This window comes from Nocardia brasiliensis NBRC 14402, assembly GCF_000308475.2.
In the GTDB taxonomy this organism is placed as follows: Bacteria; Actinomycetota; Actinomycetes; order Mycobacteriales; family Mycobacteriaceae; genus Nocardia; species Nocardia brasiliensis.
In genome coordinates this window covers 458,249-482,160 of the sequence record NZ_BAFT02000110.1, presented here as the reverse complement: position 1 = coordinate 482,160, position 23,912 = coordinate 458,249, and the positions used below count along the sequence as shown (strand labels likewise).

Genomic DNA, 23,912 nt, shown 5'->3' with positions numbered 1-23,912 from the left:
GGTGGCGGAGGCGGCGGTGGCTGCTGCTGCTGCGGTGGTGGCGGCTGCTGCTGCTGCTGCGGAGGAGGCGGCTGCTGCTGCGGAGGAGGCGGAGGCGGAGGCGGCGGAACCTGGGCTGGAGCAGGCGCTCCCGTTCCATCCCTGGTCCCACCCCCATCCGACGCCGGCGGCTTGGGCGTCGTCGGCTGCCGCACCAGCACGGGCCCCACTCCACCAACCTGACCACCGGAACCAGCAAAAACCCGCGCCGGAGCGAGCGCCGCCGCCCCGTCCCCATCCGACGCCACCTTCGGACTGGTCAGCACCCCCACCAGCACAGGCCCCACTCCACCAACCTGACCACCGGAACCAGCAAAAACCCGCGCCGGAGCAAGGGCCGCTGCCCCGTCCCTGCCCGACGCCATCTTCGGACCGGTCAGCAACTCCACCAGCACAGGTTCGGCCGAGCCATCATGAAGCCTGAGGCCATCCGCATACCCGAGGACGCCGCTGCCGGCGAGGGCGAAGAGAAGCCCAACGGCGCCAGTCTTTTCCGCGCGCAGTTCTTGCCACGCCAGGTCTGCCCTCGGCGGCAGGTATTCAGCGACCCTGCCGTCGACCAGCCAATTCCCGGATCGCCCACCGCTGACCGCCGGGGACAGGGACTGCGCTTGCCCTCGCACGGAGGCGTGCGATCCCGCGCCGGCAAACACTTCAGCACCCTGCGACACCGCGATGCCCGCCGAGTCACCATGGGTCCAAGCGACCGCCTGCCCCGGCACGACAGTCGACGCACCATGCGTAGCCGGCGTGAACCCCACCACGCCAGGACCACCCCCAACGGACGCACCACAGCTCAACGCCACGGCGCACAGCACCCCCAGCCCAGCGACGTGTCTCGCATGCCGAGTTCGCGCCTGCCGGGACAGTGCACCGACACGCGCAACGACTGGTGCCAACGTCCCCATCGGCCGTGCTCTCGCTAGGCGTACCTCCGCCGTCGCTTCGGTCAAGTGGTGTGCCGGCGGAGTCCGTCCGGCCGCCCCCTGATGCGTGCGGATCACTAGCATCGTAATGCTCTGTGCGCCAACGCGGAGCCAACTCCGGCGCGCCGCTCGCCGGCTGTCGCGCGCCGGGGCGCGGCGCCGGGGCGCGGCGCATGTTCCGCCCCCTGGACGTTCCCAGTGCATACCATCGAGGTAGCCGGTCCACTGCCCGACTCAGACACTGCGAAGAGGACAATACGAACTATGCACCGTAACGGGCCGACCCAGGATATCGACGAGTCCGAGCTCACCGTCTCCGCGCCGAAGGAGCAGGCGGCGGGTGTCACCGCGGTCGCGGTGTCGCTGCGCCGCGCGGTGGAGGAGATGGGCGTGATTCGCACTGCCCGCACTTTGGCACGGGTCAACCAGGTGCACGGCTTCGACTGCCCCGGCTGCGCCTGGCCGGAGCCGACGGGTCATCGCCGTCCGGCCGAGTTCTGTGAGAACGGCGCGAAGGCGGTGGCGGAGGAAGCCACGCTGCGCACGGTCACGCCGGAGTTCTTCGCCGCGCATTCGATCGAGGAGCTGGCGGGCAAGTCGGGGTACTGGCTCGGCCAGCAGGGCCGGTTGACCCATCCGATGGTGTTGCGGCCCGGCGACACTCATTATTCGCCGATCGGGTGGGACGACGCCTACCGGTTGATCGCGGATCAGCTGGGCGCGTTGGCTTCGCCCGACGAGGCCGTCTTCTACACCTCCGGCCGCACCAGCAACGAGGCCGCCTTTCTCTATCAGTTACTGGTCCGCAGCTTCGGCACGAACAATCTGCCGGACTGTTCGAACATGTGCCACGAGTCCTCGGGCGCCGCGCTGACCAGCTCGATCGGTATCGGCAAGGGTTCGGTGTCGATCGATGATTTCGCGGCGGCGGACCTGATCATCGTCGCCGGGCAGAATCCCGGCACCAACCATCCGCGCATGCTGAGCGCGCTGGCGAACGCGAAATCCGAGGGCGCCCGGATCATCGCGATCAACCCGCTGCCCGAGACCGGCTTGCTCGGTTTCCGGGATCCGCAGACCGTCAAGGGTTTCACCACCGGCGTCGCGATCGCCGACGACTTCCTGCAGATCCGCCTGGGCGGTGACATGGCGCTGTTTCAGGCGCTGGGCCGGTTGTTGTTCGAGGCGGAGGACCGCGCCCCGGGCACCGTCGTCGACCGGGGATTCGTCGACGCGCACTGTGCTGGTCTGGCCGAGTACGAAAAGCAGGTTCGCGCCGTCGATTTCGACACCGTGCTCGCCGCCACCGGGCTGAGCCGGGCCGAGATCGACCGCACCGCCAAGTATCTGGCCGAGGCGAAGAACGTCATCATCTGCTGGGCGATGGGCCTGACCCAGCAGTCGCACGGTGTCGCGACCATCGAGGAGGCGACGAATCTGCTGTTGCTGCGCGGGATGATCGGCAAACCGGGCGCGGGAGTCTGCCCGGTGCGCGGGCATTCGAACGTGCAGGGCGACCGCACCATGGGCATCTGGGAGAAGATGCCGGACACCTTCCTCGACGCGCTGGACCGGGAGTTCGGCATCACCAGCCCGCGCAAGCACGGGTGGGACACGGTCGACGCGATCCGCGCCATGCGCGACGGTCGCGCCGCGGTGTTCGTGGGGATGGGCGGCAATTTCGTCTCAGCCACCCCCGATACCGAGGTGACCGAGACCGCCCTGCGCAATTGCGCACTGACGGTACAGATTTCCACCAAACTCAACCGTAGCCATGTCGTGCACGGCCGGACTGCGCTGATCCTGCCGACGCTCGGCCGCACCGACAAGGATCTGCGTGACGGCGTGAAACAGCAGGTGTCGGTGGAGGATTCGATGTCGATGGTGCATCTGTCCACCGGTCGGCTCGATCCGGTGAGCAAGCACCTGCGCAGCGAGATCGCGATCGTCTGCGATCTGGCCCTGACCCTGTTCGGTGCGGATCATCCGGTGCCGTGGGCGCGCTTCCGCAGCGACTACGACACCATCCGCGACGCGATCTCCCGGGTGGTTCCCGGGTGCGCCGACTACAACGCGAAGGTGCGCGCCCGCAACGGGTTCGTCCTACCGCACCCGCCCCGGGACAGCCGCGAATTCCGTACCAGCACCGGCAAAGCCAATTTCGCGGTGAACGAGCTCACCTGGACCCCGGTCCCGGAGGGCAGACTGATCCTGCAGACGCTGCGCAGTCACGACCAGTACAACACCACCATCTACGGCTTGGACGACCGCTACCGGGGCGTGCACGGTGGCCGCAAGGTGGTGCTGGTGCACCCCGAGGACATCGCGGCGCTCGGCTTCGCCGAAGACGAACTGGTGGACGTGATCTCGGAGTGGACCGACGGCACCGAGCGCCGCGTCGAGGGTTTCCGCCTGGTCGGCTATCCGACCCCGCGCGGTAACGCGGCCGCCTACTACCCCGAGACGAATCCGCTTGTGCCACTGGACCATGTCGCGGCGCGGTCGAATACGCCGGTCTCCAAATCGGTCACCATCAGATTGCAGCGTGCCAGTCATGAGTAGAGTCACCGCCCGCCGCCGGACGCGCCGGATCTCGCCGACCGGGGAGATCCAGCGCCCCGACACCCTGGCCGTCGAAGAGCCGCTGGAGATCCGGATCGGCGGCCGGTCACTGACCGTCACCATGCGCACGCCCGGCAACGACGTGGACCTGGTGCACGGATTTCTCTTGAGCGAGGCCATGATCGGCGTCGCCGAGGACATCACGGCGGCCCGCTACTGTTCGGGCACCGACGACGACGGCCGCAACACCTACAACGTCCTCGATCTCACGCTGCGCAATCCGGTCCCGGTGCAGACCCGCAGCTTCCTGACCACCGGCGCCTGCGGGCTCTGCGGGAAGACCGCCCTGGATGAGGTGCGCAAGAACACCCGCTATCCGATCGCCGAGAAGGGCATCGTGGTGGACCCGCACACGCTCGGCGGCATGCCGGAGACGTTGCGCGGCAAGCAATCCCTGTTCGAGGCCACCGGCGGGCTGCACGCGGCGGGCCTGTTCGCCGCCGACGGCACGGTGCTCGCCGTGCGCGAGGACATCGGCAGGCACAACGCGGTGGACAAGGTGATCGGCTGGGCGCTGCGGCAGAATCGGGTCCCCGCCGCCGATCTGGTGCTCATCGTGAGCGGGCGCGCCTCGTTCGAGCTGGTGCAGAAGGCGGTGATGGCGGGCATTCCGATGCTCGGCGCGGTCTCGGCGCCCAGTTCGCTCGCGGTCGACCTGGCCGCCGAGGCAGGGCTCACGCTGGTGGGTTTCCTGCGCGGCGACACGATGAACGTCTACACCCACCCGGATCGGGTCGTCGCCTCGAACGCCACGCCGATGCCGGCCTGAGCACCCTTGCCCGGCCCGAAGGCCGGCTTTACCGTGACAGCTACGTGATCGGAGCGGTTCGGCGGGAACGGAGAGACCGATGCGGATTTCGGTGGAGGGCACGCAGGAGGGGCTGCGCGTGCGGATGCGGTTCGAGCAGTATCGCCGCCGCCTGCTGGCGACTCGAATCATCTTGGTGGTGTTGGCCGTTCAGGGCGCGATCAGCGGACTGTGGGCCACGGTGGCGCCGCACTCCTGGTACACCAGCTTTCCCGGTTTCGGCATGCGGTGGGTCGCGGCGGACGGCCCCTACAACCATCATCTCGCGGCCGATGTCGGCGCGTTCTTCCTCGCCTTGACCGCGGTATCGATTGCCGCGCTGGTGGTCGACGGCACCAGCGTGGCACGGATCGCGGGCCTGGGCTGGCTCTTCTTCAGCGTGCCGCATGTCGTTTATCACCTCTTCCACCAACCCGAGGGGATGAGCACCGTGAGTTTCACGCTGAGCGTGCTCGCCTCGGCCCTGCTGGTGGCGCTCGCCGCGGCCTGCGTACTACTGCCGCCGCGCGGCGATATCCCGATGTCGGATCCGAGCCCGATCAACGTCCGGTTTCCGCGCCGCAAACGCGGTTAAGACGACAACGCCCCACAGCCCGTGCCGGCGCTGTGGGGCGTTTGAACTGTCTATGCGGTCGTGCGCGGGCTCAGCCGCGCCACCGAGGTAGAGCTGTTCGGTCCGCTTAGCCCCGTCAGTCCTTCAGGGCGTCGAGCAGGGCCGCACGCTGCCGCGCGCCGAGCCCACCGATACGACGATCTTCCGGGATCTCGGCTTGGTCCATCAGCTTGGCCGCCTTCACCGGTCCGACACCGGGCAGAGCCTTGATCACCGCGGCGACCTTGGTCTTCTTGACCAGCTCATCGGAGTCGGCCTTCTTCAGCAGATCGGCGACCGAAACCTTGCCCGCCTTCACCTTGCCGATCAGTTCGGAGCGCGCCTTGCGGACCGCTGCCGCTTTGGCCAGCGCCTCAGTGCGCTGCTCCGCGGTCATGGTAGGCAGTGCCATGTCTCCTCCGCTTCCACTCGTCACTCGAACATCTGGTTGACCGGACCGAGTAAACAGCACTTCACCGGCAGCGCAAGGTCGACACACCGGGACCATTTCGGCGGAGTTAGCGATGAGTTTCCTGGACCGGGGCCGTTGAAAGCAGTAATCGAGCGGCACACAACGGGCAAATGGGATGAACAAGGACTCCCGGTCCGCACACCGAAACGGACGTAACACCGCACCCGACCGATGCGACACAATGGACGAAAGCATCAGCGCGGGATCAAGGTTCAACGGCGAACCACGGGAGATCAACGGCGATTTCCGGCTCCGGGCGCGATCGGTTTCCCCGATCGTCACCGTGTCCCGTCAGCGTTGGTGCCGACAAAAGAAGAGCGACTGCGGGGGCAAGCCAAACTTTGGGGGGACTTCGCGACGGGCCGAAGCGCCGTCGCCCGTTCGACGATTGAGCGGATCCATTGCTTGACCGCCCCCGCAGGCGTCGAACGAGGACGAAAGCAGCGGCGTCCACCGTTGGGTTCTGTCCGAATCAAACCATCGTCAGCGCGTGCCCGGCTTCCTACCGTTCACAGCCGTGACCACTCATCTGAGCACTCCGCTCAACGACATCGGCGACGCCACCGCGCAAGCGGTCGCGACCGACCCCGCGAACGCGCTGGTGGTGTTCCGTGCCGCAGGCACCCCGGAAGGCACCGTGGGCAGCACGATCACCGCGCGCCGGCACGTCGTCCGGGTGGACGAACCACCCACGCTCGGCGGCGCGGACACCGCCGCCAATCCCGTCGAGGTCTACCTCGCCGCGCTGATCTCCTGCCAGGTGGTGACCTACCGCTTCTGGGCCCAGCGACTCGGGATCACCGTCGACGAACTCGATATCCAGGCCGAGGGAGACCTCGACGTCCGCGGCTTCTTCGGCTTGGACGACAGCGTCCGCGCCGGCTTCCAGGCCGTCCGGGTGACCGTCCGGATCTCCGGTCCGGAGACGCCGCAGCGCTACGCGCAACTCCAGCGCTCGGTCGACGCGCACTGCCCGGTCCTCGATCTCAGCACCGGCGCCACACCGGTCGAAACCACCCTGATCACCAACTAGCCACCGCGATAACCCAGGAGCATCGATGACAGAGTCGCTCGACCCGTCCGCGACGTGGAGTTTCGAGACCAAGCAGGTCCATGTCGGTCAGGTCCCTGACGGCACGACCAGCGCCCGCGCGCTGCCGATCTACCAGACCACCTCCTACACCTTCCGCGACACCGACCACGCCGCCGCGCTGTTCGGCCTCGCCGAGCCGGGCAACATCTACACCCGGATCATGAACCCCACCCAGGACGCGGTGGAGCAGCGGATCGCGGCGCTCGAGGGTGGCGTCGCGGCGCTGCTGCTCTCGTCCGGGCAGGCGGCGGAGACGCTGGCGATCCTGAATCTGGCGGGCGCGGGTGATCACCTGGTGTCCAGTCCGCGGCTGTACGGCGGCACCTACAACCTCTTCCACTACACGCTGCCCAAGCTCGGCATCGAGGTGTCCTTCGTCGACGACCCGGACGACCTCGAACAGTGGCGCGCCGCGATCCGGCCGAACACCAAGGCGTTCTACGGCGAGACCATCTCGAATCCGCAGAACCACATCTTCGACATCCGCGGCATCGCCGACGTCGCGCATGCCGCGGGCGTTCCGCTCATCGTCGACAACACCGTCGCCACACCGTATTTGATCCAGCCCTTCGCGCATGGTGCCGACATCGTGGTGCACTCGGCGACCAAGTACCTCGGCGGGCACGGCTCGGCCATCGCCGGCGTCATCGTCGACGGCGGCACCTTCGACTGGACCGTCCGGTCCGGCGAGGAGCCGCGTTTCCCCGGCTTCGTGGTGCCCGATCCCAGTTACCACGGTGTGGTGTACGCGGATCTGGGTGCGCCCGCGTTCGCGCTCAAGGCCCGCGTGCAGCTGCTGCGGGATCTGGGCGCGGCGGTCTCGCCGTTCAACGCGTTCCTGATCAGCCAGGGGCTGGAGACGCTGAGCCTGCGCATCGAGCGACACGTGAGCAATGCCCACCAGGTGGCCGAATTCCTCAGCAGCAGGCCGGAAGTCACCTCGGTGTCCTATGCCGGGCTGCCGTCCTCACCGTGGTACGAGCGCGGGAAGACGCTGGCGCCGCGGGGCGCGGGCGCGGTGATCGGATTCGAACTCGCCGGCGGCGTCGACGCGGGCAAACGTTTCGTCGAGGCGCTGACGCTGCACAGCCACGTCGCCAATATCGGCGACGTGCGCTCGCTGGTCATCCACCCGGCCTCCACCACGCACTCCCAGCTGACCCCCGACGAGCAACTCAGCTCCGGCGTCACCCCGGGACTGGTCCGGCTCGCGGTGGGCATCGAGGGAATCGAGGACATCCTCGCCGATCTGCGCGCCGGGTTCGCCGCCGCCGGATAGCGGCAGACACCCTCGGGCGGGATGGGCGAAACCATCCCGCCCGTTGCCGTTTCGTCCGCGCCGACATGCTGCTACGCTGCCGGAATTAGAACACGTTCCAATTCCGCAGGAGTTCAGATGACCGAGCAGATCCGTGATGTCGTCGACCGGTACGTCAAGTTGGTCGGCTCGGGTCCGACCGAAGCCATCGTCGAGCTCTACGCGCCGGAGGCGACCGTCGAAGATCCGGTGGGCGCACCGGTGCGGCACGGGCACGATGCCATCCGCGAGTTCTACGACATCCTCGCGCCCCTGGACCGCGAGACCGAGTTGCGCACCGACTCGGTGCGCGTCGCGGGCAACGAGGTGGCCTTCCAGTTCACGATCATCACGCGCGTCGGCGGCCAGCGCTTCACCATGTCGCCCATCGACTACATGGAATTCGACGAGTCGGGCAAGATCGTGCGCATGCGCGCCTTCTGGAGCCAGGACGACATGGCCATCGAACCGGAGTGACACGCCGCGTTTTTCGGTGCAATCGACCGCGTGGCGTGTTGTTGGCGCGCGGAATCGACTAGGAAGAGTGGGTATCGGGGCCTCCCGTCCGATACCCTCTCATCGAGCTGGGACCCAGCTCTCGGTGAGCGGGCTGCCCGGCGTCTTGCTATTTGTCGAGTTCCGTTCAGCACATCCACTTTTGGAGCCGCATGCCCGACGAACACCCCATCGACGAAGTCGCACAGCTGGCCAGGCGGGTCGAGCGGGCCCGCGGACGGCTGGCCTACCAGTTCGATCCCGCGCTGACCGATGCACTGGCCGAGGACGAGCTGGAGGCCGAGCGCGAGCTGGCCGAACGCATCCGCACGCAGGAGCGCGGCCAGCGGTGGAAGTACGCCCAGGCCGTGTCCGCCGCGGCCGACCGCGCCCGGCAGACCAAGGAGGCCATCGACAAGGCCGACATCCGCGATCTGCTGATGGCGCGCAAGGCCATTGCCGCGCAACGCCGCGAATCCAGCCCGCACGCCCAGCTGGCGTCGCTGTACCGGCACCGGACGTGGTCGCTGCGCGCGCTGGCCGGCGTGGTGATCGCGGGCATGCTGTGGTCGGCGGTCAACGTGCAGCACAACATCGCGCCGGACGGCGCCGGCGACCCGCTGTACTGGTTCAGCTACCTGGTCGAGGCGATGATCAGCGTCTGTCTGGTGATCATCATGGTGGGCACCACCAAGATCACCGAGTGGGGCGTACTGGACAGTCGCACCCAGGTCGTCGCGGCCGAGGTCGCGTTGCTCGCACTGACGGTCGGGCTCAACACCTACCCGCATGTCCGCGACGGCCGCTGGTTCGACGCCGGCGTGCACGCCGTCGCGCCGGTGATGATCGGCGTCGCGCTGCTCACCCACGACGCCGCGAATTCGCGCTACAGCCAAGCGATCGCGCGCGCCACCGAGCACATCCGCGACAACCCCAACACCCCCTGGCCGCGGGCCGAAAGCGGTCTGCTCAACACCGCCCGCGCGTAATCGCACGAGCGCGGCGAAGGCCGCACGCTCCCCGCACGACTGTTCGGCGGGCAAAACTTTGTCGGGCGAGGCACCACTTCGTGAGCGGGGCACAACTGCTCGACCGCGCACCTCTTGCTGAGCGACGCACCTCTTGTTGGGCCAGGCACCACTTGCTGAACGGGCACCTCTTGCTGAGCGCCGCATCACTCGCTGAGCAGCACACCACTCGCTGGCAGTGAGCTACTGCTCGACCGCGCACCACTTCCTCGGCAGCACACCACTTGCCGAGCGACGAACAAGCTCGCTTGACGACGAACCCCATTGCTGGGCCGCACACCACTCGCTGGGCCGCACACCACTCGCTGGGCCAAACACCACTCGCTGGGCCGCACACCACTTGCTCGACCGTGCGCCACTTGCTGAGCGATGCACCGTTTTGGTGAGCCGCGCACGACTGCTGGGCCGCAGCACGACTTGCTGCGCCGCCCACACCGCTCCGCGATCGCACAGCCGCTCCAAACCTCGGCTGCCATCAACCCGCCCAGCTGGAGCACTTGGCCCACCGCGGCGCTCTTCTGCTGCGCCGCACCCCTATTGAGCCTTCGCACCCTCTACGACCCGCCCCAGCAGGTGCGCGAACACAGAACGGGTGCGGCTACGACACTCGGGTTCGGCGGCGCAGCGGCCGCTGGGCACACGCAGCCCACCCGCCGCGCTCGCTAACGCCTGTGCTGCATCGGGACGGGTAAGGGGCGGCGGGGCACCGGCTCGGATACCACGATCGAGGTGGTGGTCTGGCCGAACATGAGGAACCCGTCGAGCAGTTCCTCCAGTTCGCTGATCGACGGGCCGTGCACCTTCAGCAGGAAACAGTCTTCGCCGGTGATCCGGAAACACTCGACCACCTGCGGGGTGTCGCGAGCGGCCGCCACGATCTTGGGCAGTTGGCCGGGCCCGGGCCGGATGCGCACAAGAGCGGTCACCGGCATGCCGAGCGCGGCCGGGTCGACCTCCATCCGGAAGCCGGTGATCACGCCACTCTGCTCCAGGCGCTGTACCCGCTCGGTGACCGCCGGCGCCGACATGCCGACGCGGCGCGCGAGTTCGGACATGGACAGTCGCGGATCGGCGTGCAACTCGTCGAGCAGGCGCACATTCACCTCGTCCAACAGCCGCGCCCGATCGGTGAAGGCGATGTGGCTGTTCTGCCTTGATTTTCCAGACAACTCACGCCATCTTCCTGGATAGTGCCATTCCGGCCGCGGGTATTTCTTCGGAAGATACTCCGCATGACCGAATCGTCGCGGGGCATCGCACAACGCACGGCCCCACGCGTACCCGCCGTGGCCTACTTCGGCATCAGCGCGGTCTTCCACTACCTCGGTCCCGCCTGCGCCGTGCTGCTGTTCGCCCGGGTGGATGTGCTCGGCGTGGCGTGGCTGCGGATCGTCAGCGCCGCACTGGTGTTCGCGATCTGGCGCAGGCCATGGCGGTTGCTCCGGCACGGCACCTCTGAACAGCGACGGGAGCTGTTCGCCCTCGGGATCGTGCTCGCGGCGATGAACGCGACGTTCTATCTCGCCATCGCGCGGCTGCCGCTGGCCACCGTCGGCGCGATCGAATTCCTCGGGCCGATCGTGCTCGCCGCGATCGGTCTGCGCAACGGGCGCAACATGATCGCCCTTGTGCTCGCCGTCGGCGGGGTCGTCGCGCTGACCGATATCCAACTGGCCGGCGCGCCGATCGGATTCGTCTTCGCGTTCGCCAACTGCGCGCTGTTCCTGCTGTACGTGCTGCTCGGCCACCGGATCGCCAACAGCACAGCGGTTTCCGGCCTCGACCAGCTCGCAGCCGCGATGTCGATCGCCGCGGTGGTGGCGATGCCGTTCTGTCTCGGCGCTGCCGTCCCAGCGTTCACCAGTCCCGTGGCATTGCTCGCCGGGATCGGCGTCGGGCTCTGTTCCTCGGTCATTCCTTACGTGACCGATCAGCTCGCCATGGCGCGATTACGCCGCAACACCTTCGCCCTGCTGCTCAGCATCCTGCCCGCGGTCGCGGCGGTGATCGGGATCGTGGTGCTCGCCCAAGTCCCCACCGTCCAGGAACTGGCCGGCATCGCGCTGATCGCCGCGGGCGTCTCGATCCACCGACAACACGACAACGAGGAGAACTGATGGAATACCGCCGATTGGGCAGCACCGGCCTCACCGTGTCCCGGATCTGCCTGGGCATGATGAGCTACGGCGACCCCGCGTCGTGGGCATGGGTGCTCGGCGAAGACGCCGCCGAACCGATCGTCCGGCAGGCGGTCGAGTCCGGGGTGAACTTCTTCGACACCGCGGACATGTACTCCGCGGGAGTCAGCGAATCGATCACCGGGCGGCTGCTGGGCAAGCTGTTCCCGCGCCGCGACGACTACGTGCTGGCCACCAAGGTGTACTTCCCGATGGGTTCCGGACCGAACGACAAAGGCCTGTCCCGCAAGCACATCATGTCCGCCATCGACGCTTCGCTCGACCGGTTGGGGGTCGACCACGTCGACCTGTATCAGATCCACCGCTGGGACGACGAGACGCCGATCGAGGAAACCATGCAGGCCCTTCACGACGTGGTCGCCGCCGGGAAAGCTCGGTATATCGGCGCGTCCAGCATGTTCGCCTGGCAGTTCGCGAAGGCACAGCACGTCGCCGACACGCACGGCTGGACGAAGTTCGTCGCGATGCAGAACCACTACAACCTCGTCTACCGGGAGGAGGAACGCGAAATGCTCCCGCTCTGCCGCGACCAGGGTGTCGGCGTGATCCCCTGGAGTCCGCTCGCCCGCGGACTCCTCACCGGCTCCCGCACCCGCGGCGGCCACCCCACCACCGCCCGCTCCAGCTCCGACCACATCGCCGCAAACATGTACACCGACAACGACTTCGACGTCGTAGACGCGGTCCGCCATGTAGCCGCCGCCCGCGACCTGCCCCCAGCCCAGATCGCCCTCGCCTGGCTCCTCGGCCGCCCCGGCGTCACCGCCCCCATCATCGGCGCCACCAAACCGAACCACCTGAACGACGCCCTCGACGCCGTGCGACTACACCTCACCGAAGCCGAAATCACCACCCTGGAAACCCCCTACCACCCCCACCCAGTGCTCGGCCACCAGTAGCCCGGTCGTCCTGGTACCCGGGGCCGCCACGAGGCGTGGCCGCCCCGGCACCAATTCGCGATGGCGCAGCCACGACAACTCCGGCCACCACTCAGCGTCACGACCCGCTGCCCCCGCTTCCTTTGCGCCGCACCCTTTCTGAGCCTTCGCACCCCCTACGACCTGCCACAGCCGGTGCGCTAACACAGAACGGGTGCGGCTGCGGCACTTGGTTATCGGCCGCGCCGATCCGGTGGTGGCGCAGCGGCTGCTGCGCATGCGCACCCTCCCCGCGCCACCGCACACCGCCTCGTCATCGGAGTCGAGAGGGATCGCCGCCCGCCGTCGCATGCCGCCGCCCGCCGCCGCGCTCGCTGAGCCGCTGCGCTCTTCTGCTGCGTCGCACCCTTTCTGAGCCTTCGCACCCGCTACGGCCTGCCACAGCGGGTGCGGGAACGCAGAGGGGGTGCGGCTGCGGCGGCACAGTGGCCGCTACGCATGCGTGCACCCCTGCCGCCACCGGCTGGTACGCACACTCACCCGCCGCCGAATGCGCCTGCATTCACCGGTGCGGGCGTGGTTGACTCGTCGGGTGATCGAGTACGACGTGTTGCGCGTGTTCTGTGGACCAGGGGGCGGTTTCGGGAACCGGCTCGGGGTGGTGCGGGACGGGGCTGCTGTGGCGGATGTGGCGGCGCGGCAACGCTTTGCCGCGGAGTTGGGGTTCAGTGAGACGGTGTTCGTCGATGACGCCGAGCGCGGGGTCATCGATATCTACACCCCGACGGTGCGCCTCCCCTTCGCCGGGCATCCGTGCGTGGGGACGGCCTGGCTGCTCGGTGCGTCCGAACTCGTGACCGCGGCGGGCGTCGTCGGTGTCCGCTATGACGACGAATTCACCTATATCGCAGCACGATCCGAGTGGGCACCGCCACGGACGTTGCGCCAGTACGGATCCGCGGCCGACGTGGACGCGCTGACCGTGCCCGAGCCGGGTGAATGGATCTACGCTTGGGCATGGCAGGACGAGCAGGCCGGTCACGTGCGCGCCCGCGCCTTCCCCGGCCGTGGTGACGGTATCGATGAGGACGAAGCAACAGGCGCCGCCGCCCTGCTCCTCACCGCCGAACTCGCACGCCCCCTGCATATTTCGCAAGGTCGCGGTTCGATCATCGCGACCGCACCGCAGCCGGGCGGGCTGATCGAAGTCGGTGGACGCGTAACAGCGGAGTAGGACTCAGATCAACCGCTCCACCAGCAGCAGCCCGCCGATCAAAAGCATTGCCACGCCGGAGATTCTGGTGACGATCCGGGCCGCGGTGGGCCGGGCACGCAGCACAGTCCGAGCCAGCATGCCGACGCCCAAGTAGATCACCGCGCAGCTGAGGGTGTGGATCAATCCCAGTGCGCCGATCTGAGCGGCGAGCGGCCAGCTCCCGGTCCGGTCGGTGAACTGCGGCAGCAATGCCACGAAAAGCAACAGCGCCTTGGGATTCAGGCCGCTGATCCCGATGCCGCGCAACAGGCTCGCGCCCCACGGCGCGGGGTTCTGCTCCCCCGCCACTGCGGTGGGTGCGTTCGACGCGGCCAGCGTCGTCCCGCCGAGCCACATCAGATACAGCCCGCCGAACACCGTAAGTGCCGTCAGCACAACCGGATTCCGATCGACGACCGCCGCGACGCCGGTCGCGACCACCACGGTCAGCGCGACATAACCCAGCAGCAGCCCGCCGACCGCGGGCACCACCGACCGCTCCCGCAGGCCCGCGGCGATCGCGTACGCCCAGTCCGCACCGGGAACCAGGATCAGCAGCACCGACACCGTCCAGAACGCGGCGATGTACCCGACAGCCATACCCAACCCTCTCCCTCGAACAGCGACCCCCAGGAAGGATAGGTGCGATCAACGGGGAGGTGATTCCAACTTTTCGCAGGTGAGCCCCAGATTGTGGAAGAATCTTCCGCATGGATCGGATCGACCGGAAGATTATTGCCGAGCTACAGCACGACGGCCGTTTGACGATCACCGAGCTCGCCGCCCGGGTGCGCCTCAGTCTCTCGCCGTGTCACCGCCGGTTGCGGGAGCTGGAGAAGTCGGGGGTGATCCGCGGCTATCGCGCACTGGTCGACGCGGCGGCCGTCGGTTTGACCTTCGAGGCGCTGGTCTTCGTCACGATGCGGCAGGAGGATCGCCCCACCGTCGCCGCGTTCGAGCAGGCGGTCGCGGAGATACCGCATGTGCTGCAAGCACAGCGCCTGTTCGGCGATCCCGATTTCCTGTTGCGCGTCGTAGCCGCGGATCTGCCTGCGTTCCAACAGCTTTACGACGAGCGCCTGGCGACGCTGCCCGGTGTGCAACACCTCACTTCGACCCTGGTGATGAAGCATGTGGTGCACGAGCGACCGGTGCCGCTATGACGGAAACCGCGCTCAGTACCGGCGTTCGTGTTGCTCCACAGCGTCTTTGGCGTCTTTCAACCCCGCACCGGTGAGCTCGCGGTAGCGCTTGATAGCTTGAATCTTCTTGCCCTGCACCAGAAGGTCATCGATCTCGGCCCAGCTGAACGATACGGGACGCGGAGCGACCGGCATCGCGGGGATGGGTTTGGCGGTGGTCAGGTCGGGACGTTCCTGGATCCCCAGATGATCGAGGATCAGATCCAGCTTGACGTGCAGTGCGTCGATCTTCCGCTCGAGGCGGCGGTGGGCGAACATGCTCGAATCGTAGTGTCCGCCGACGGCGGTCAGGAGGCGAGCACCGCGTCGGCGAGATTGTCCGTGGTGTCGAAGGCGGCGACGTCCCCGCCCGCGGCGAGCAGCCGATTCACGCAGCGCGGGCCTGTGACCAGGCGAATCCTGCGGCCGATGTGCTCGGCCCAGGTCCGGGCCTCGAGCAGCACCTGCAGCCCGGCAACGCCGAAGAAGGTCACCTGGGACAGGTCGATGACCACGGTCGAGGCAGCGTTGCCGAGCGCATCGGTCAGCCGGGAGCGGAACAGCTCAGCGGTGTAGAAATCGACCTCACCGGCGAGCGCACACAGTGTCACTGTGTCGCTGGGCGCCGTCAGGGATACGCGCAGCCGGTCCAAGGGGTCGGGCCGATTCGGCACCGTGACTCGACTCGGTGCCCCACCTCGCTTCGGGATGGTCGCGGCTCTCGCCTTGTTGTCGACGAGGAATGATGAAGTAGCGAGTGTGGTCGACATGAGGACCTCGGTCCTGTCGCGCGCGGCAAAGTGAAGTCCGGTTGCCGGCAAGTTTTTCGCCCTGATGCGACGGTGCCATCCCGAGCTGGGCTGTCTACTCAACCCTCAAACCAGATTACCCAGCGACGACTCGCGATAAACCGAAGAAGCCACCGCGACTCGCGGTGGCTTCTCTCGACGGTACGTCCGTACCGAAGGACTAGGCCGACTTCTCCCGGCGCTCGGTGCGCTGCGCCTTGCGCGGCACGATCGTCGGCAGCACGTTCTCGGTGACGGTGTCGGAATCAACGACAACCTTGGCGACGTCGTCGCGGCTGGGGATGTCGTACATGACCGGCAGCAGCACTTCCTCCATGATGGCGCGCAGGCCACGGGCGCCGGTGCCACGCAGGATGGCTTGATCGGCGATCGCCTCGAGCGCGTCGGTGGTGAACTCCAGGTCCACACCGTCCATCTCGAACAACCGGATGTACTGCTTGACCAGAGCGTTCTTCGGCTCGGACAGGATCTTGACGAGCGAATCCTTGTCCAGGTTGGTCACCGACGCGACGACCGGCAGCCGGCCGATGAACTCGGGGATCAGACCGAACTTGATCAGATCCTCCGGCATCACCTCGGCGAAGTGGTCGGTGGTGTCGACCTCGGCCTTGGAGCGCACCTCGGCGCCGAAACCGATGCCGCGGTGGCCGGTCCGGTCGGAGACGATCTTCTCCAGGCCGGCGAACGCGCCCGCCACGATGAAAAGCACGTTGGTGGTGTCGATCTGGATGAACTCCTGGTGCGGGTGCTTGCGGCCGCCCTGCGGCGGCACACTCGCCTGGGTGCCCTCCAGGATCTTCAGCAGCGCCTGCTGCACGCCCTCGCCGGAGACGTCGCGGGTGATCGACGGGTTCTCGCTCTTGCGGGCGATCTTGTCGACCTCGTCGATGTAGATGATGCCGGTCTCGGCGCGCTTCACGTCGTAATCCGCGGCCTGGATCAGCTTCAGCAGGATGTTCTCGACATCCTCACCGACGTAGCCCGCCTCGGTCAGCGCGGTCGCGTCGGCGATGGCGAACGGAACATTGAGCATCTTGGCCAGGGTCTGCGCGAGGTAGGTCTTGCCGCAGCCGGTGGGCCCGAGCATCAGAATGTTCGACTTGGTGAGCTCGACGACCTCGCCGCGACTGTCGCGGCCCTTGTCGCCGGCCTGAATGCGCTTGTAGTGGTTGTACACGGCCACCGCGAGCGTGCGCTTGGCGGTGTCCTGCCCGATGACGTAGTTCTCCAGGAAGTCCCGGATCTCCGCCGGCTTGGGCAGTTCATCGAGCTTGACCTCGCTGGACTCGGCGAGTTCTTCCTCGATGATCTCGTTGCACAGATCGATGCACTCGTCGCAGATGTACACCCCTGGTCCCGCAATGAGCTTCTTGACCTGCTTCTGGCTCTTTCCGCAGAACGAGCATTTCAGCAGATCGCCGCCATCTCCGATGCGCGCCATCTCGTGGGTCCCTACTTCCTTGTCCGCGTGCAACCGTCGTCCAGGTTGCCAGCTATCTGCCGCCTTGCTTGTCGGCACCACGGCGTGGTCGAAAACGCGTCGACCGGTTCCGGTGTGTACGGCAGTGCTGTCAACCGGGAGCAAAGGTCCCTAGGTTGACCGTACCTGGTGTGTGCGATGGAGGTCGACAACTCGAGCATGTTTCTCCGCCGGGTTGTGCGAGTTCTCACGGCACCGGAGCGCGTTCTGTCATTGCGACGGCCTGTTCGAGCTCCGGCCGCTTGTTCATCGACGCCGGAGACCGAAGTGTTTCGGCGCCGACGTCGTCATTGAAGCAGTCCGGCCGGGCCGCATGCCACCTGGCGTGCTTCCCGGCCGGAACTCCGTGGGGTACAGCTATTCGCGCGCGAATCGCCGCCGGGAAACGGCGACACGCGACGAGATCACTTCTGTGCGCTGAGCTTGCGATAGTCGAACACCGTATCAACGATCCCGTATTCCTTGGCCTCTTCGGCGGTGAGAATCTTGTCGCGGTCGGTGTCCTTGCGGATGGTGTCCGCGTCCTTACCGGTGTGCCGGGCCAGCGTGGTCTCCATCAGGCGCCGCATGCGCTCGATTTCGGCGGCCTGGATCTCCAGGTCCGACACCTGACCCTGGATGCCACCCTCCAGCGACGGCTGGTGGATCAGCACGCGGGCGTTGGGCAGGCAGGCGCGCTTGCCCGGGGTGCCGGCCGCGAGCAGCACGGCGGCGGCCGAGGCAGCCTGACCCAGGCAGACGGTCGCGACATCGGCGCGCACGTACTGCATGGTGTCGTAGATGGCCATCAGCGAGGTGAACGAGCCACCGGGCGAGTTGATGTACATGGTGATGTCGCGGTCCGGGTCGAGCGACTCGAGCACGAGCAGCTGCGCCATCACGTCGTTCGCGGAGGCGTCGTCCACCTGCACGCCGAGGAAGATGATGCGCTCCTCGAACAGCTTGTTGTACGGGTTGGACTCTTTGACGCCGAAGCTCGAGTGCTCGATGAACGACGGCAGGATGTAGCGCGACTGCGGGCCCTGCGGCGCCATGCCGCCGAGTGCGCGTGGGTCAAACTGGTTGGCCATCTTGGTCTCCAAAGTCTCTGTGGGTAAGCGGCTGGGGCGTTGGCACCGGCGAAGAGTCGCCGATCGCGCCTAGTTGTCGCTCACGCCGCCGGTCTGGTTCGCGTGGCTGACGACCCGGTCGATGAAGCCGTATTCCAGGGCCTCCTTGGCGGTGAACCAGCGGTCGCGGTCGGCGTCGGCCGTGACCTGCTCCACGGACTTGCCGGTGTGCTGCGCCTGCAGTTCGTTCAGCTCACGCTTGGTGTGCGCGAACTGCTCGGCCATGATCGCGATATCGGCGGCCGAACCACCGATACCGGCCGAGGGCTGGTGCATCATGATCCGTGCGTGCGGCAGGGCCAGGCGCTTGCCCTTGGTGCCCGCGGTGAGCAGGAACTGGCCCATCGAGGCGGCCAGGCCCATGCCGACGGTGCGGATATCGCACTCGGCGAACTGCATGGTGTCGTAGATGGCCATACCGGCGGTCACCGAGCCACCCGGCGAGTTGATGTAGAGCGAAATATCCTTGGTCGGATCCTCCGCCGTGAGCAGCAGGATCTGCGCGCAGATCTTGTTCGCGATGTCGTCGTCGACCTGGGTGCCGAGGAAGATGATGCGCTCGCGAAGCAGGCGCTCGTACACCGAATCACTGAGGTTGAGCCCAGCAGTCGCGGACGTCATAGCGATCCCTGCCTGATTACTTGTCACGGATACCTGCCTTCTCATACCGGCTCGCTGGCCGACGGCCATCTCTGGTTCGTTGTCACAAACATTAACGAAGCAGGGCGGCACCGAACTCCCGGTACCGCCCTACTTCGCTCACAGCGCAACTTCGCGGCGCTCAGCTGCGCTGTGCTCTACTACTCTGCCTTCGCCGCGGCGGTCTCGTCCGACTCGACCTCGACCACGCCGTCGGCGTCGATCTCCGGCGCGGAATCCTCAGGCGCACCGAACATTTCGGCGGTGTCCACGGCGTTGCCCGCGGAGTCGGTCACCTTGACCTTGCCGACCACGCCCGCCAGCGCCTTGCCGCGACGGACGTCGGCGAAGATCGCGCCGAGCTGGCCCGCCTGCTGCACCTGCTGGATGAACTGCTCCGGTGCCAGGCCGTAACGCTGCGACTGGAACAGGATCCGCTCGGTGAGCTCTTCCTGGCCGACCTGGGTGTTGTCCGCCTCGGCGATCGCGTCCAGCAGCAGCTGGGTCTTCACCGACTTCTCGGCGGACTCCTTGGCGTCCTTGTCGAACTCTTCGCGGCTCGAGCCCTGCGCCTCCAGCGCCTCGGCGAGCTTGGCCTCGTCGTGGTCGAAGCCGTGCACCGCGTCGTGGGTGACGGCGTCGATCTCGGCCTTGACGACAGCCTCGGGCAGCGGCACCTCGACCTGCTCCAGCAGGGTCTCGAGCACCTTGTCCCGGATCTCGCCGGCCTGCTGCACCTTCTTGCTGCGCTCCACCCGGGTGCGCAGGTCTTCCTTGAGCTCGTCCAGGGTGTCGAATTCGCTTGCCAGCTGGGCGAAGTCGTCATCGGCGGCGGGCAGCTCGCGCTCCTTCACCGACTGCACGGTGACGGTGATGACGGCTTCCTTGCCCGCGTGCTCACCGGCCACCAGGGTGGAGGTGAACTCCTTGGACTCACCGGAGTTCAGGCCGATGAGCGCCTCGTCGAGGCCCTCGATCAGCTGGCCGGAGCCGACCTCGTGGGACAGGCCGGTGGTGGCCGCCTCGGGCACCTCTTCGCCGTCCACGGTGGCGGACAGGTCGATGGAGACGAAATCGCCGTCCTGCACGGCCCGCTCGACACCGGTCAGGGTGCCGAAGCGCTGGCGCAACGAGAGCAGCTGCTCCTCGATGTCCTCGTCACCGATGGTGAACGCGTCGACGGTCACCTCGATGCCGTCGTAGGCGGGCAGCGTGATCTCCGGGCGCACGTCGACCTCGGCGGTGAAGGCGAGCTCCTCGCCGTCCTCGATCTTGGTGATCTCGATCTCGGGCTGACCGATGACCTTCACCTGACCTGCGGTGACGGCCTCGCTGTAGCGGCCCGGCAGCACGTCGTTGACGACCTGCTCGAGCACCGCGCCGCGGCCCAGGCGGGCCTCGAGCAGCTTGGCCGGCGCCTTGCCGGGACGGAAGCCGGGGATCTTGACCTGCTTGGCCAGTGCCTTGTACGCGCGATCGAAGTCGGGCTTCAGTTCCTCGAAGGGCACCTCGACATTGATCCGGACCCGGGTCGGGCTCAGCTGCTCGACGGTGCTCTTCACGGACATGCTCCTTGTTCGTCGTCTGTTCTGGTTGAGACGCGATCCCCCGTCATCCCGGACATGCTCCGGGACACCGGCACCCGCCGGGTGGCGAGGGACGCGGCGTACGCATCCCGACCAGGTTAGTTGACCGGCCGGGGCGGGCTGCACTCGGCCGGTCGCCCAGCCCCTACTTTCCGATCGACACGGCGTCGGTGACGAAGACCAGCGTTTCGTTCGGCGCGATCCCGCGACCGCCCGCGCCGTAGCCGAGGTCCGGCGGCACGATCAGCAGCCGGCGCGCGCCCTGCTGCACGCCGACCAGGCCCTGGTCCCAGCCTTGGATGACCTGGCCCGCGCCGAGGGTGAGCTGGAACGGCTTGCCGCGGTCGAAGGAGCTGTCCTTCTTCTGCTTGTTGGACCAGGTGATCAGCGCGTAGTTCATGGTCAGCTGCTGGCCCGGCTCGGCGCCGGGCCCGCTGCCCGGGTTCAGGTCCTTGGTGATCAGCTGCTTCGGCGGATCGCAGTTGTCCGGGATGGTGATCGTCGGGGCGGCGCCGAACTCACCGCTCACGGCGATGTCGTTGGCGGTGCATTCCCGGCCTTTGCTCTGCGTCGGGCCCGCGGCGGCCGAGGTGGCGGCCCGCGCGGCCGAGGTGGTGGAGGGAGCGGGCGACGACTTGTCGTCCGAGCCGCACGCGACCAGCGTGCACGCCGCCGCGGTCATGGTGCCGATCGCGATGATCCTGCCGAGTGTCTGCATGCGGCGGACCCTAGACCACACCGGCCCGAATGTCCGAGCCGACATGTCCGAGTCCCCCGCCCACCGTGCCCCCGCGCACTACGCTGGCCGTGAATTCTCTGTGCGGACTTGTGCACACCGTTCAGTTGGGTATCGCGGCTACTGAGGACCCCGAACACGAGGAGAGGCGGCGCATGACCCACATGGCGAGCGCCGGCGGCGACACCGCCGCCGACAATGTCGAAAGCACCGGCGGCGAGACGGTCGCACCGGAGCCGTATCGGCTGGCAGCCGTCGACGGACCACTCGAGCGCGACGAACTCACCTCGATCGACGCGTGGTGGCGGGCCGCGAACTATCTGGCGGTCGGTCAGATCTATCTGATGGCGAATCCGCTGCTGCGCGAGCCGTTGCGGGCCGAGCACGTCAAACCGCGGCTGCTCGGCCATTTCGGCACCGTGCCCGGACTGAATCTGGTGTGGGTGCACGCGAACCGGGCGATCCGGCAACGCGGGTTGGACGCGGTGTTCGTGGCCGGGCCCGGACACGGCGGCCCGGGCCCGAACGCGTGCGCCTGGCTGGAGGGCACGTATTCCGAGCTCTACAGCCATATTCCGCGGGACGGGACCGGCATGGGCGCGCTTTTCGCCCAGTTCTCCTTCCCCGGCGGCGTACCCAGCCATTGCGCGCCGGAGACGCCGGGCTCGTTCCACGAGGGCGGCGAGCTGGGCTACTCGCTGCTGCACGCCTACGGCGCCGCGCTGGACAACCCGGATCTCACGGTGTTCTGCGTGGTGGGCGACGGCGAGGCGGAGACCGGCCCGCTGGCTGCCAGCTGGCATGCCAACAAATTCGTCAATCCGGCGCGCGACGGCGCGGTGCTGCCGATTCTGGCGCTGAACGAATACAAGATCGCGAACCCGACCATTTTGGCGCGCATTCCGGAAGCCGAACTGGTCTCGCTGCTGCGCGGGTACGGATACGACCCGATCGTGGTCGCGGGCAGCGACCCGGCCGCGGTGCATCAGACCATGGCCGCGGCGGTGGACACCTGCATGGAACGCATCGCACAGATCCAACGGGCCGCTCGCGGCGGCGCCGACGGCAGCAGGCCGGTCTGGCCGATGATCGTCCTGCGCACGCCCAAGGGATGGACCTGCCCCCCGGTGGTCGACGGCGACCCCGTCGAGGGCACGTTCCGGGCCCATCAGGTGCCGCTGCCCGGAGCGCGCTCGAATCCCGATCATCGTGCGGTGCTGGAGCAGTGGCTGCGCTCGTATCGTCCCGAGGAGTTGTTCGACGACCACGGCAGACCGGTCTCGGAACTGCTCGATCAGGTGCCCGAGGGTGAGCGGCGCCTGAGTGCGAACCCGATTGCCAACGGCGGCACGCTCGTTCGCGATCTGAACCTGCCGGACTGGCGCGACTTCGGGGTCGAGGTGAGCGCGCCCGGCGCCACGGCGCACGAGGCGACCAGGGTGCTCGGCGGTTGGTTGCGCGAAGTGACCCGGGCCAACCCGGACAACTTCCTCACCTTCGCCCCGGACGAGCTGGCCAGCAATCGATTACAGGACGTCCTCGACGTCACCGGGCGCAACTGGCAGGCCGAAATCGGCAGTCACGACGAGAAACTCGACCGCGCCGGGCGGGTGATCGAGGTGCTGTCCGAGCACATGTGCCAGGGACTGCTGGAGGGCTACCTGCTGACCGGCAGGCACGGGGTGTTCACCTGTTACGAGGCGTTCATCCACATCGTCGACGCGATGTTCAACCAGCACGCCAAATGGCTCGACGCCAGTGCGGCGGTGCCGTGGCGACGGCCCATCGCCAGCCTGAATTACCTTCTCTCCTCGCATGTCTGGCGTCAGGACCACAACGGGTTCACCCATCAGGATCCCGGATTCCTCGATGTGGTGCTCAACAAGAAGCCGTCGATCGTGCGCGTCTACCTGCCGCCGGACGCCAACACGCTGCTGTCCACCTACGACCACTGCCTGCGGTCACGGCACTACGTCAACGTGGTGGTCGCGGGCAAACAGCCACAGGCGGACTGGCTTTCGGTGCACGACGCCGCCGAGCACTGCGCGCGCGGCATCGGCATCTGGGACTGGGCCGGGCACAACGACGAACTCGGCACCGTCCCGGATGTGGTGCTCGCCTGCGCCGGCGACGTGCCGACGCTGGAGACGCTCGCCGCGGCGGCGATCCTGCGGGAACGGTTGCCGGAGTTGCGGATTCGTGTGGTGAACGTGGTCGACCTGATGCGCCTGCAACCACAGGACGAACACCCGCACGGTCTGCCCGACAGCGAGTTCGACACCTTGTTCACCCACGACCGGCCGGTGATCTTCGCCTTCCACGGTTACCCGTGGCTGGTCCACCGGCTCACCTACCGGCGGACCAACCATGCCGGACTGCACGTGCGCGGCTACAAGGAACGCGGCACCACGACGACACCGTTCGACATGGTGATGCTCAACGACCTGGACCGCTACCACCTGGTGATGGACGTGATCGATCGGGTGCCCAGCCTCGGCGAGCGGGCCGCGGGACTGCGCCAGGAGATGGCGGACGCCCGCTGGACGGCACGAGCCTGGACGCGCGAGCACGGCGAGGACATCCCCGGGGTAGCGGACTGGAGTTGGCCGCAGCCGTCGCGGTGACGGGCTGCCAGACACTGCCACCAGGATGAAACTTCCTTGCGCGGG

General features: G+C 67.4%; 22 protein-coding genes. 12 read left to right on the top strand and 10 right to left on the bottom strand.

Annotated features, from left to right (window positions below):
• Positions 1 to 1,229 precede the first annotated feature (1,229 nt).
• The 3 genes from TY25_RS38420 (at position 1,230) to TY25_RS38410 (ending at position 4,969) form a co-directional block, all read left to right on the top strand.
• A complete protein-coding gene (locus TY25_RS38420; RefSeq protein WP_042264774.1) occupies positions 1,230 to 3,527 on the top strand; it encodes an FdhF/YdeP family oxidoreductase in 2,298 nt (765 codons plus the stop codon).
• Positions 3,520 to 4,356: a formate dehydrogenase accessory sulfurtransferase FdhD gene (fdhD, locus tag TY25_RS38415; protein ID WP_042264772.1), complete on the top strand. Its 837-nt coding sequence runs from the start codon at positions 3,520 to 3,522 to the stop codon at positions 4,354 to 4,356. The genes TY25_RS38420 and fdhD overlap by 8 nt, the downstream gene beginning before the upstream one ends.
• A 79-nt stretch (positions 4,357 to 4,435) precedes the next feature.
• Complete coding sequence (locus TY25_RS38410; RefSeq protein ID WP_052383475.1) at positions 4,436 to 4,969, top strand: hypothetical protein; 534 nt, start codon at positions 4,436 to 4,438, stop codon at positions 4,967 to 4,969.
• A 115-nt stretch (positions 4,970 to 5,084) separates the two neighbouring features.
• Here TY25_RS38410 and mihF read toward each other — a convergent pair whose 3' ends face one another.
• Entirely contained in the window at positions 5,085 to 5,399 is a 315-nt protein-coding gene (mihF, locus tag TY25_RS38405) for an integration host factor, actinobacterial type (protein ID WP_029895202.1), read from the bottom strand.
• Between the two features lie 577 nt (positions 5,400 to 5,976).
• Between mihF and TY25_RS38400 the strand changes: the two genes are divergently transcribed.
• The 4 genes from TY25_RS38400 (at position 5,977) to TY25_RS38385 (ending at position 9,333) form a co-directional block, all read left to right on the top strand.
• Entirely contained in the window at positions 5,977 to 6,492 is a 516-nt protein-coding gene (locus tag TY25_RS38400) for an OsmC family protein (RefSeq protein WP_172595769.1), read from the top strand.
• A 25-nt stretch (positions 6,493 to 6,517) separates the two neighbouring features.
• Positions 6,518 to 7,831 carry a bifunctional o-acetylhomoserine/o-acetylserine sulfhydrylase gene (locus tag TY25_RS38395; protein WP_029895205.1) on the top strand — a complete coding sequence of 438 codons (1,314 nt, stop codon included), beginning with the start codon at positions 6,518 to 6,520 and terminating at the stop codon, positions 7,829 to 7,831.
• A 117-nt stretch (positions 7,832 to 7,948) separates the two neighbouring features.
• A complete protein-coding gene (locus TY25_RS38390; RefSeq protein WP_042264770.1) occupies positions 7,949 to 8,326 on the top strand; it encodes a nuclear transport factor 2 family protein in 378 nt (125 codons plus the stop codon).
• A 191-nt stretch (positions 8,327 to 8,517) separates the two neighbouring features.
• Positions 8,518 to 9,333, top strand: coding sequence for a hypothetical protein (locus TY25_RS38385; RefSeq protein ID WP_042264767.1), 816 nt, complete (start codon positions 8,518 to 8,520; stop codon positions 9,331 to 9,333).
• Between the two features lie 701 nt (positions 9,334 to 10,034).
• Here TY25_RS38385 and TY25_RS38380 read toward each other — a convergent pair.
• Positions 10,035 to 10,541 carry an Lrp/AsnC family transcriptional regulator gene (locus TY25_RS38380; RefSeq protein WP_172595768.1) on the bottom strand — a complete coding sequence of 169 codons (507 nt, stop codon included), beginning with the start codon at positions 10,539 to 10,541 and terminating at the stop codon, positions 10,035 to 10,037.
• A gap of 63 nt (positions 10,542 to 10,604) precedes the next feature.
• Between TY25_RS38380 and TY25_RS38375 the strand changes: the two genes are divergently transcribed.
• The 3 genes from TY25_RS38375 to TY25_RS38365 all read left to right on the top strand — a co-directional run bounded on the left by TY25_RS38375 (position 10,605) and on the right by TY25_RS38365 (position 13,682).
• Positions 10,605 to 11,489: an EamA family transporter gene (locus tag TY25_RS38375; protein WP_042264763.1), complete on the top strand. Its 885-nt coding sequence runs from the start codon at positions 10,605 to 10,607 to the stop codon at positions 11,487 to 11,489.
• Positions 11,489 to 12,469: an aldo/keto reductase gene (locus TY25_RS38370; RefSeq protein ID WP_042264761.1), complete on the top strand. Its 981-nt coding sequence runs from the start codon at positions 11,489 to 11,491 to the stop codon at positions 12,467 to 12,469. The genes TY25_RS38375 and TY25_RS38370 overlap by 1 nt, the downstream gene beginning before the upstream one ends.
• Before the next feature lie 571 nt (positions 12,470 to 13,040).
• Positions 13,041 to 13,682, top strand: coding sequence for a PhzF family phenazine biosynthesis protein (locus tag TY25_RS38365; RefSeq protein ID WP_042264759.1), 642 nt, complete (start codon positions 13,041 to 13,043; stop codon positions 13,680 to 13,682).
• 3 nt (positions 13,683 to 13,685) lie between these two features.
• Here the strand turns inward: TY25_RS38365 and TY25_RS38360 are convergent, their stop codons facing one another.
• The gene (locus TY25_RS38360) at positions 13,686 to 14,303 is read right to left on the bottom strand and encodes a LysE family translocator (protein ID WP_042264756.1); all 618 of its coding nucleotides are present in this window, start codon (positions 14,301 to 14,303) and stop codon (positions 13,686 to 13,688) included.
• Positions 14,304 to 14,413: 110 nt separating this feature from the next.
• Between TY25_RS38360 and TY25_RS38355 the strand changes: the two genes are divergently transcribed.
• Positions 14,414 to 14,866, top strand: a complete 453-nt coding sequence (locus TY25_RS38355) for an Lrp/AsnC family transcriptional regulator (protein ID WP_014982585.1) — start codon at positions 14,414 to 14,416, stop codon at positions 14,864 to 14,866.
• Between the two features lie 12 nt (positions 14,867 to 14,878).
• Here TY25_RS38355 and TY25_RS44360 read toward each other — a convergent pair whose 3' ends face one another.
• From TY25_RS44360 to TY25_RS38320, 7 genes are all read right to left on the bottom strand, one after another.
• Positions 14,879 to 15,163, bottom strand: a complete 285-nt coding sequence (locus TY25_RS44360) for a ribosomal protein bL12 (RefSeq protein WP_043673487.1) — start codon at positions 15,161 to 15,163, stop codon at positions 14,879 to 14,881.
• Positions 15,164 to 15,192: 29 nt separating this feature from the next.
• Entirely contained in the window at positions 15,193 to 15,654 is a 462-nt protein-coding gene (locus TY25_RS38345; protein ID WP_236639176.1) for an STAS domain-containing protein, read from the bottom strand.
• A 199-nt stretch (positions 15,655 to 15,853) separates the two neighbouring features.
• Positions 15,854 to 17,134, bottom strand: a complete 1,281-nt coding sequence (gene clpX / locus TY25_RS38340; RefSeq protein WP_042264750.1) for an ATP-dependent Clp protease ATP-binding subunit ClpX — start codon at positions 17,132 to 17,134, stop codon at positions 15,854 to 15,856.
• 443 nt (positions 17,135 to 17,577) lie between these two features.
• The gene (locus TY25_RS38335) at positions 17,578 to 18,243 is read right to left on the bottom strand and encodes an ATP-dependent Clp protease proteolytic subunit (protein ID WP_014982581.1); all 666 of its coding nucleotides are present in this window, start codon (positions 18,241 to 18,243) and stop codon (positions 17,578 to 17,580) included.
• Between the two features lie 69 nt (positions 18,244 to 18,312).
• On the bottom strand, positions 18,313 to 18,903 hold the full coding sequence (locus TY25_RS38330; RefSeq protein WP_014982580.1) for an ATP-dependent Clp protease proteolytic subunit: 591 nt from the start codon (positions 18,901 to 18,903) through the stop codon (positions 18,313 to 18,315).
• A 179-nt stretch (positions 18,904 to 19,082) separates the two neighbouring features.
• Entirely contained in the window at positions 19,083 to 20,483 is a 1,401-nt protein-coding gene (gene tig, locus TY25_RS38325; RefSeq protein WP_042264952.1) for a trigger factor, read from the bottom strand.
• Positions 20,484 to 20,652: 169 nt separating this feature from the next.
• On the bottom strand, positions 20,653 to 21,225 hold the full coding sequence (locus TY25_RS38320; protein WP_042264748.1) for an FKBP-type peptidyl-prolyl cis-trans isomerase: 573 nt from the start codon (positions 21,223 to 21,225) through the stop codon (positions 20,653 to 20,655).
• Positions 21,226 to 21,407: 182 nt separating this feature from the next.
• Between TY25_RS38320 and TY25_RS38315 the strand changes: the two genes are divergently transcribed.
• Positions 21,408 to 23,867, top strand: coding sequence for a phosphoketolase family protein (locus TY25_RS38315; RefSeq protein WP_370466236.1), 2,460 nt, complete (start codon positions 21,408 to 21,410; stop codon positions 23,865 to 23,867).
• The last annotated feature ends 45 nt before the right edge of the window (positions 23,868 to 23,912 follow it).

What these genes read in the sequence shown, in the direction of transcription:
- TY25_RS38420 (WP_042264774.1), top strand. Translation starts at nt 1,230, where the DNA reads ATGCACCGTAACGGGCCGACCCAGGATATCGACGAGTCCGAGCTCACC.
- fdhD (WP_042264772.1), top strand. Translation starts at nt 3,520, where the DNA reads ATGAGTAGAGTCACCGCCCGCCGCCGGACGCGCCGGATCTCGCCGACC.
- TY25_RS38410 (WP_052383475.1), top strand. Translation starts at nt 4,436, where the DNA reads ATGCGGATTTCGGTGGAGGGCACGCAGGAGGGGCTGCGCGTGCGGATG.
- mihF (WP_029895202.1), bottom strand. Translation starts at nt 5,399, where the DNA reads ATGGCACTGCCTACCATGACCGCGGAGCAGCGCACTGAGGCGCTGGCC.
- TY25_RS38395 (WP_029895205.1), top strand. Translation starts at nt 6,518, where the DNA reads ATGACAGAGTCGCTCGACCCGTCCGCGACGTGGAGTTTCGAGACCAAG.
- TY25_RS38390 (WP_042264770.1), top strand. Translation starts at nt 7,949, where the DNA reads ATGACCGAGCAGATCCGTGATGTCGTCGACCGGTACGTCAAGTTGGTC.
- TY25_RS38385 (WP_042264767.1), top strand. Translation starts at nt 8,518, where the DNA reads ATGCCCGACGAACACCCCATCGACGAAGTCGCACAGCTGGCCAGGCGG.
- TY25_RS38375 (WP_042264763.1), top strand. Translation starts at nt 10,605, where the DNA reads ATGACCGAATCGTCGCGGGGCATCGCACAACGCACGGCCCCACGCGTA.
- TY25_RS38370 (WP_042264761.1), top strand. Translation starts at nt 11,489, where the DNA reads ATGGAATACCGCCGATTGGGCAGCACCGGCCTCACCGTGTCCCGGATC.
- TY25_RS38360 (WP_042264756.1), bottom strand. Translation starts at nt 14,303, where the DNA reads ATGGCTGTCGGGTACATCGCCGCGTTCTGGACGGTGTCGGTGCTGCTG.
- TY25_RS38355 (WP_014982585.1), top strand. Translation starts at nt 14,414, where the DNA reads ATGGATCGGATCGACCGGAAGATTATTGCCGAGCTACAGCACGACGGC.
- TY25_RS44360 (WP_043673487.1), bottom strand. Translation starts at nt 15,163, where the DNA reads ATGTTCGCCCACCGCCGCCTCGAGCGGAAGATCGACGCACTGCACGTC.
- TY25_RS38345 (WP_236639176.1), bottom strand. Translation starts at nt 15,654, where the DNA reads ATGTCGACCACACTCGCTACTTCATCATTCCTCGTCGACAACAAGGCG.
- clpX (WP_042264750.1), bottom strand. Translation starts at nt 17,134, where the DNA reads ATGGCGCGCATCGGAGATGGCGGCGATCTGCTGAAATGCTCGTTCTGC.
- TY25_RS38335 (WP_014982581.1), bottom strand. Translation starts at nt 18,243, where the DNA reads ATGGCCAACCAGTTTGACCCACGCGCACTCGGCGGCATGGCGCCGCAG.
- TY25_RS38330 (WP_014982580.1), bottom strand. Translation starts at nt 18,903, where the DNA reads ATGACGTCCGCGACTGCTGGGCTCAACCTCAGTGATTCGGTGTACGAG.
- TY25_RS38320 (WP_042264748.1), bottom strand. Translation starts at nt 21,225, where the DNA reads ATGCAGACACTCGGCAGGATCATCGCGATCGGCACCATGACCGCGGCG.
- TY25_RS38315 (WP_370466236.1), top strand. Translation starts at nt 21,408, where the DNA reads ATGGCGAGCGCCGGCGGCGACACCGCCGCCGACAATGTCGAAAGCACC.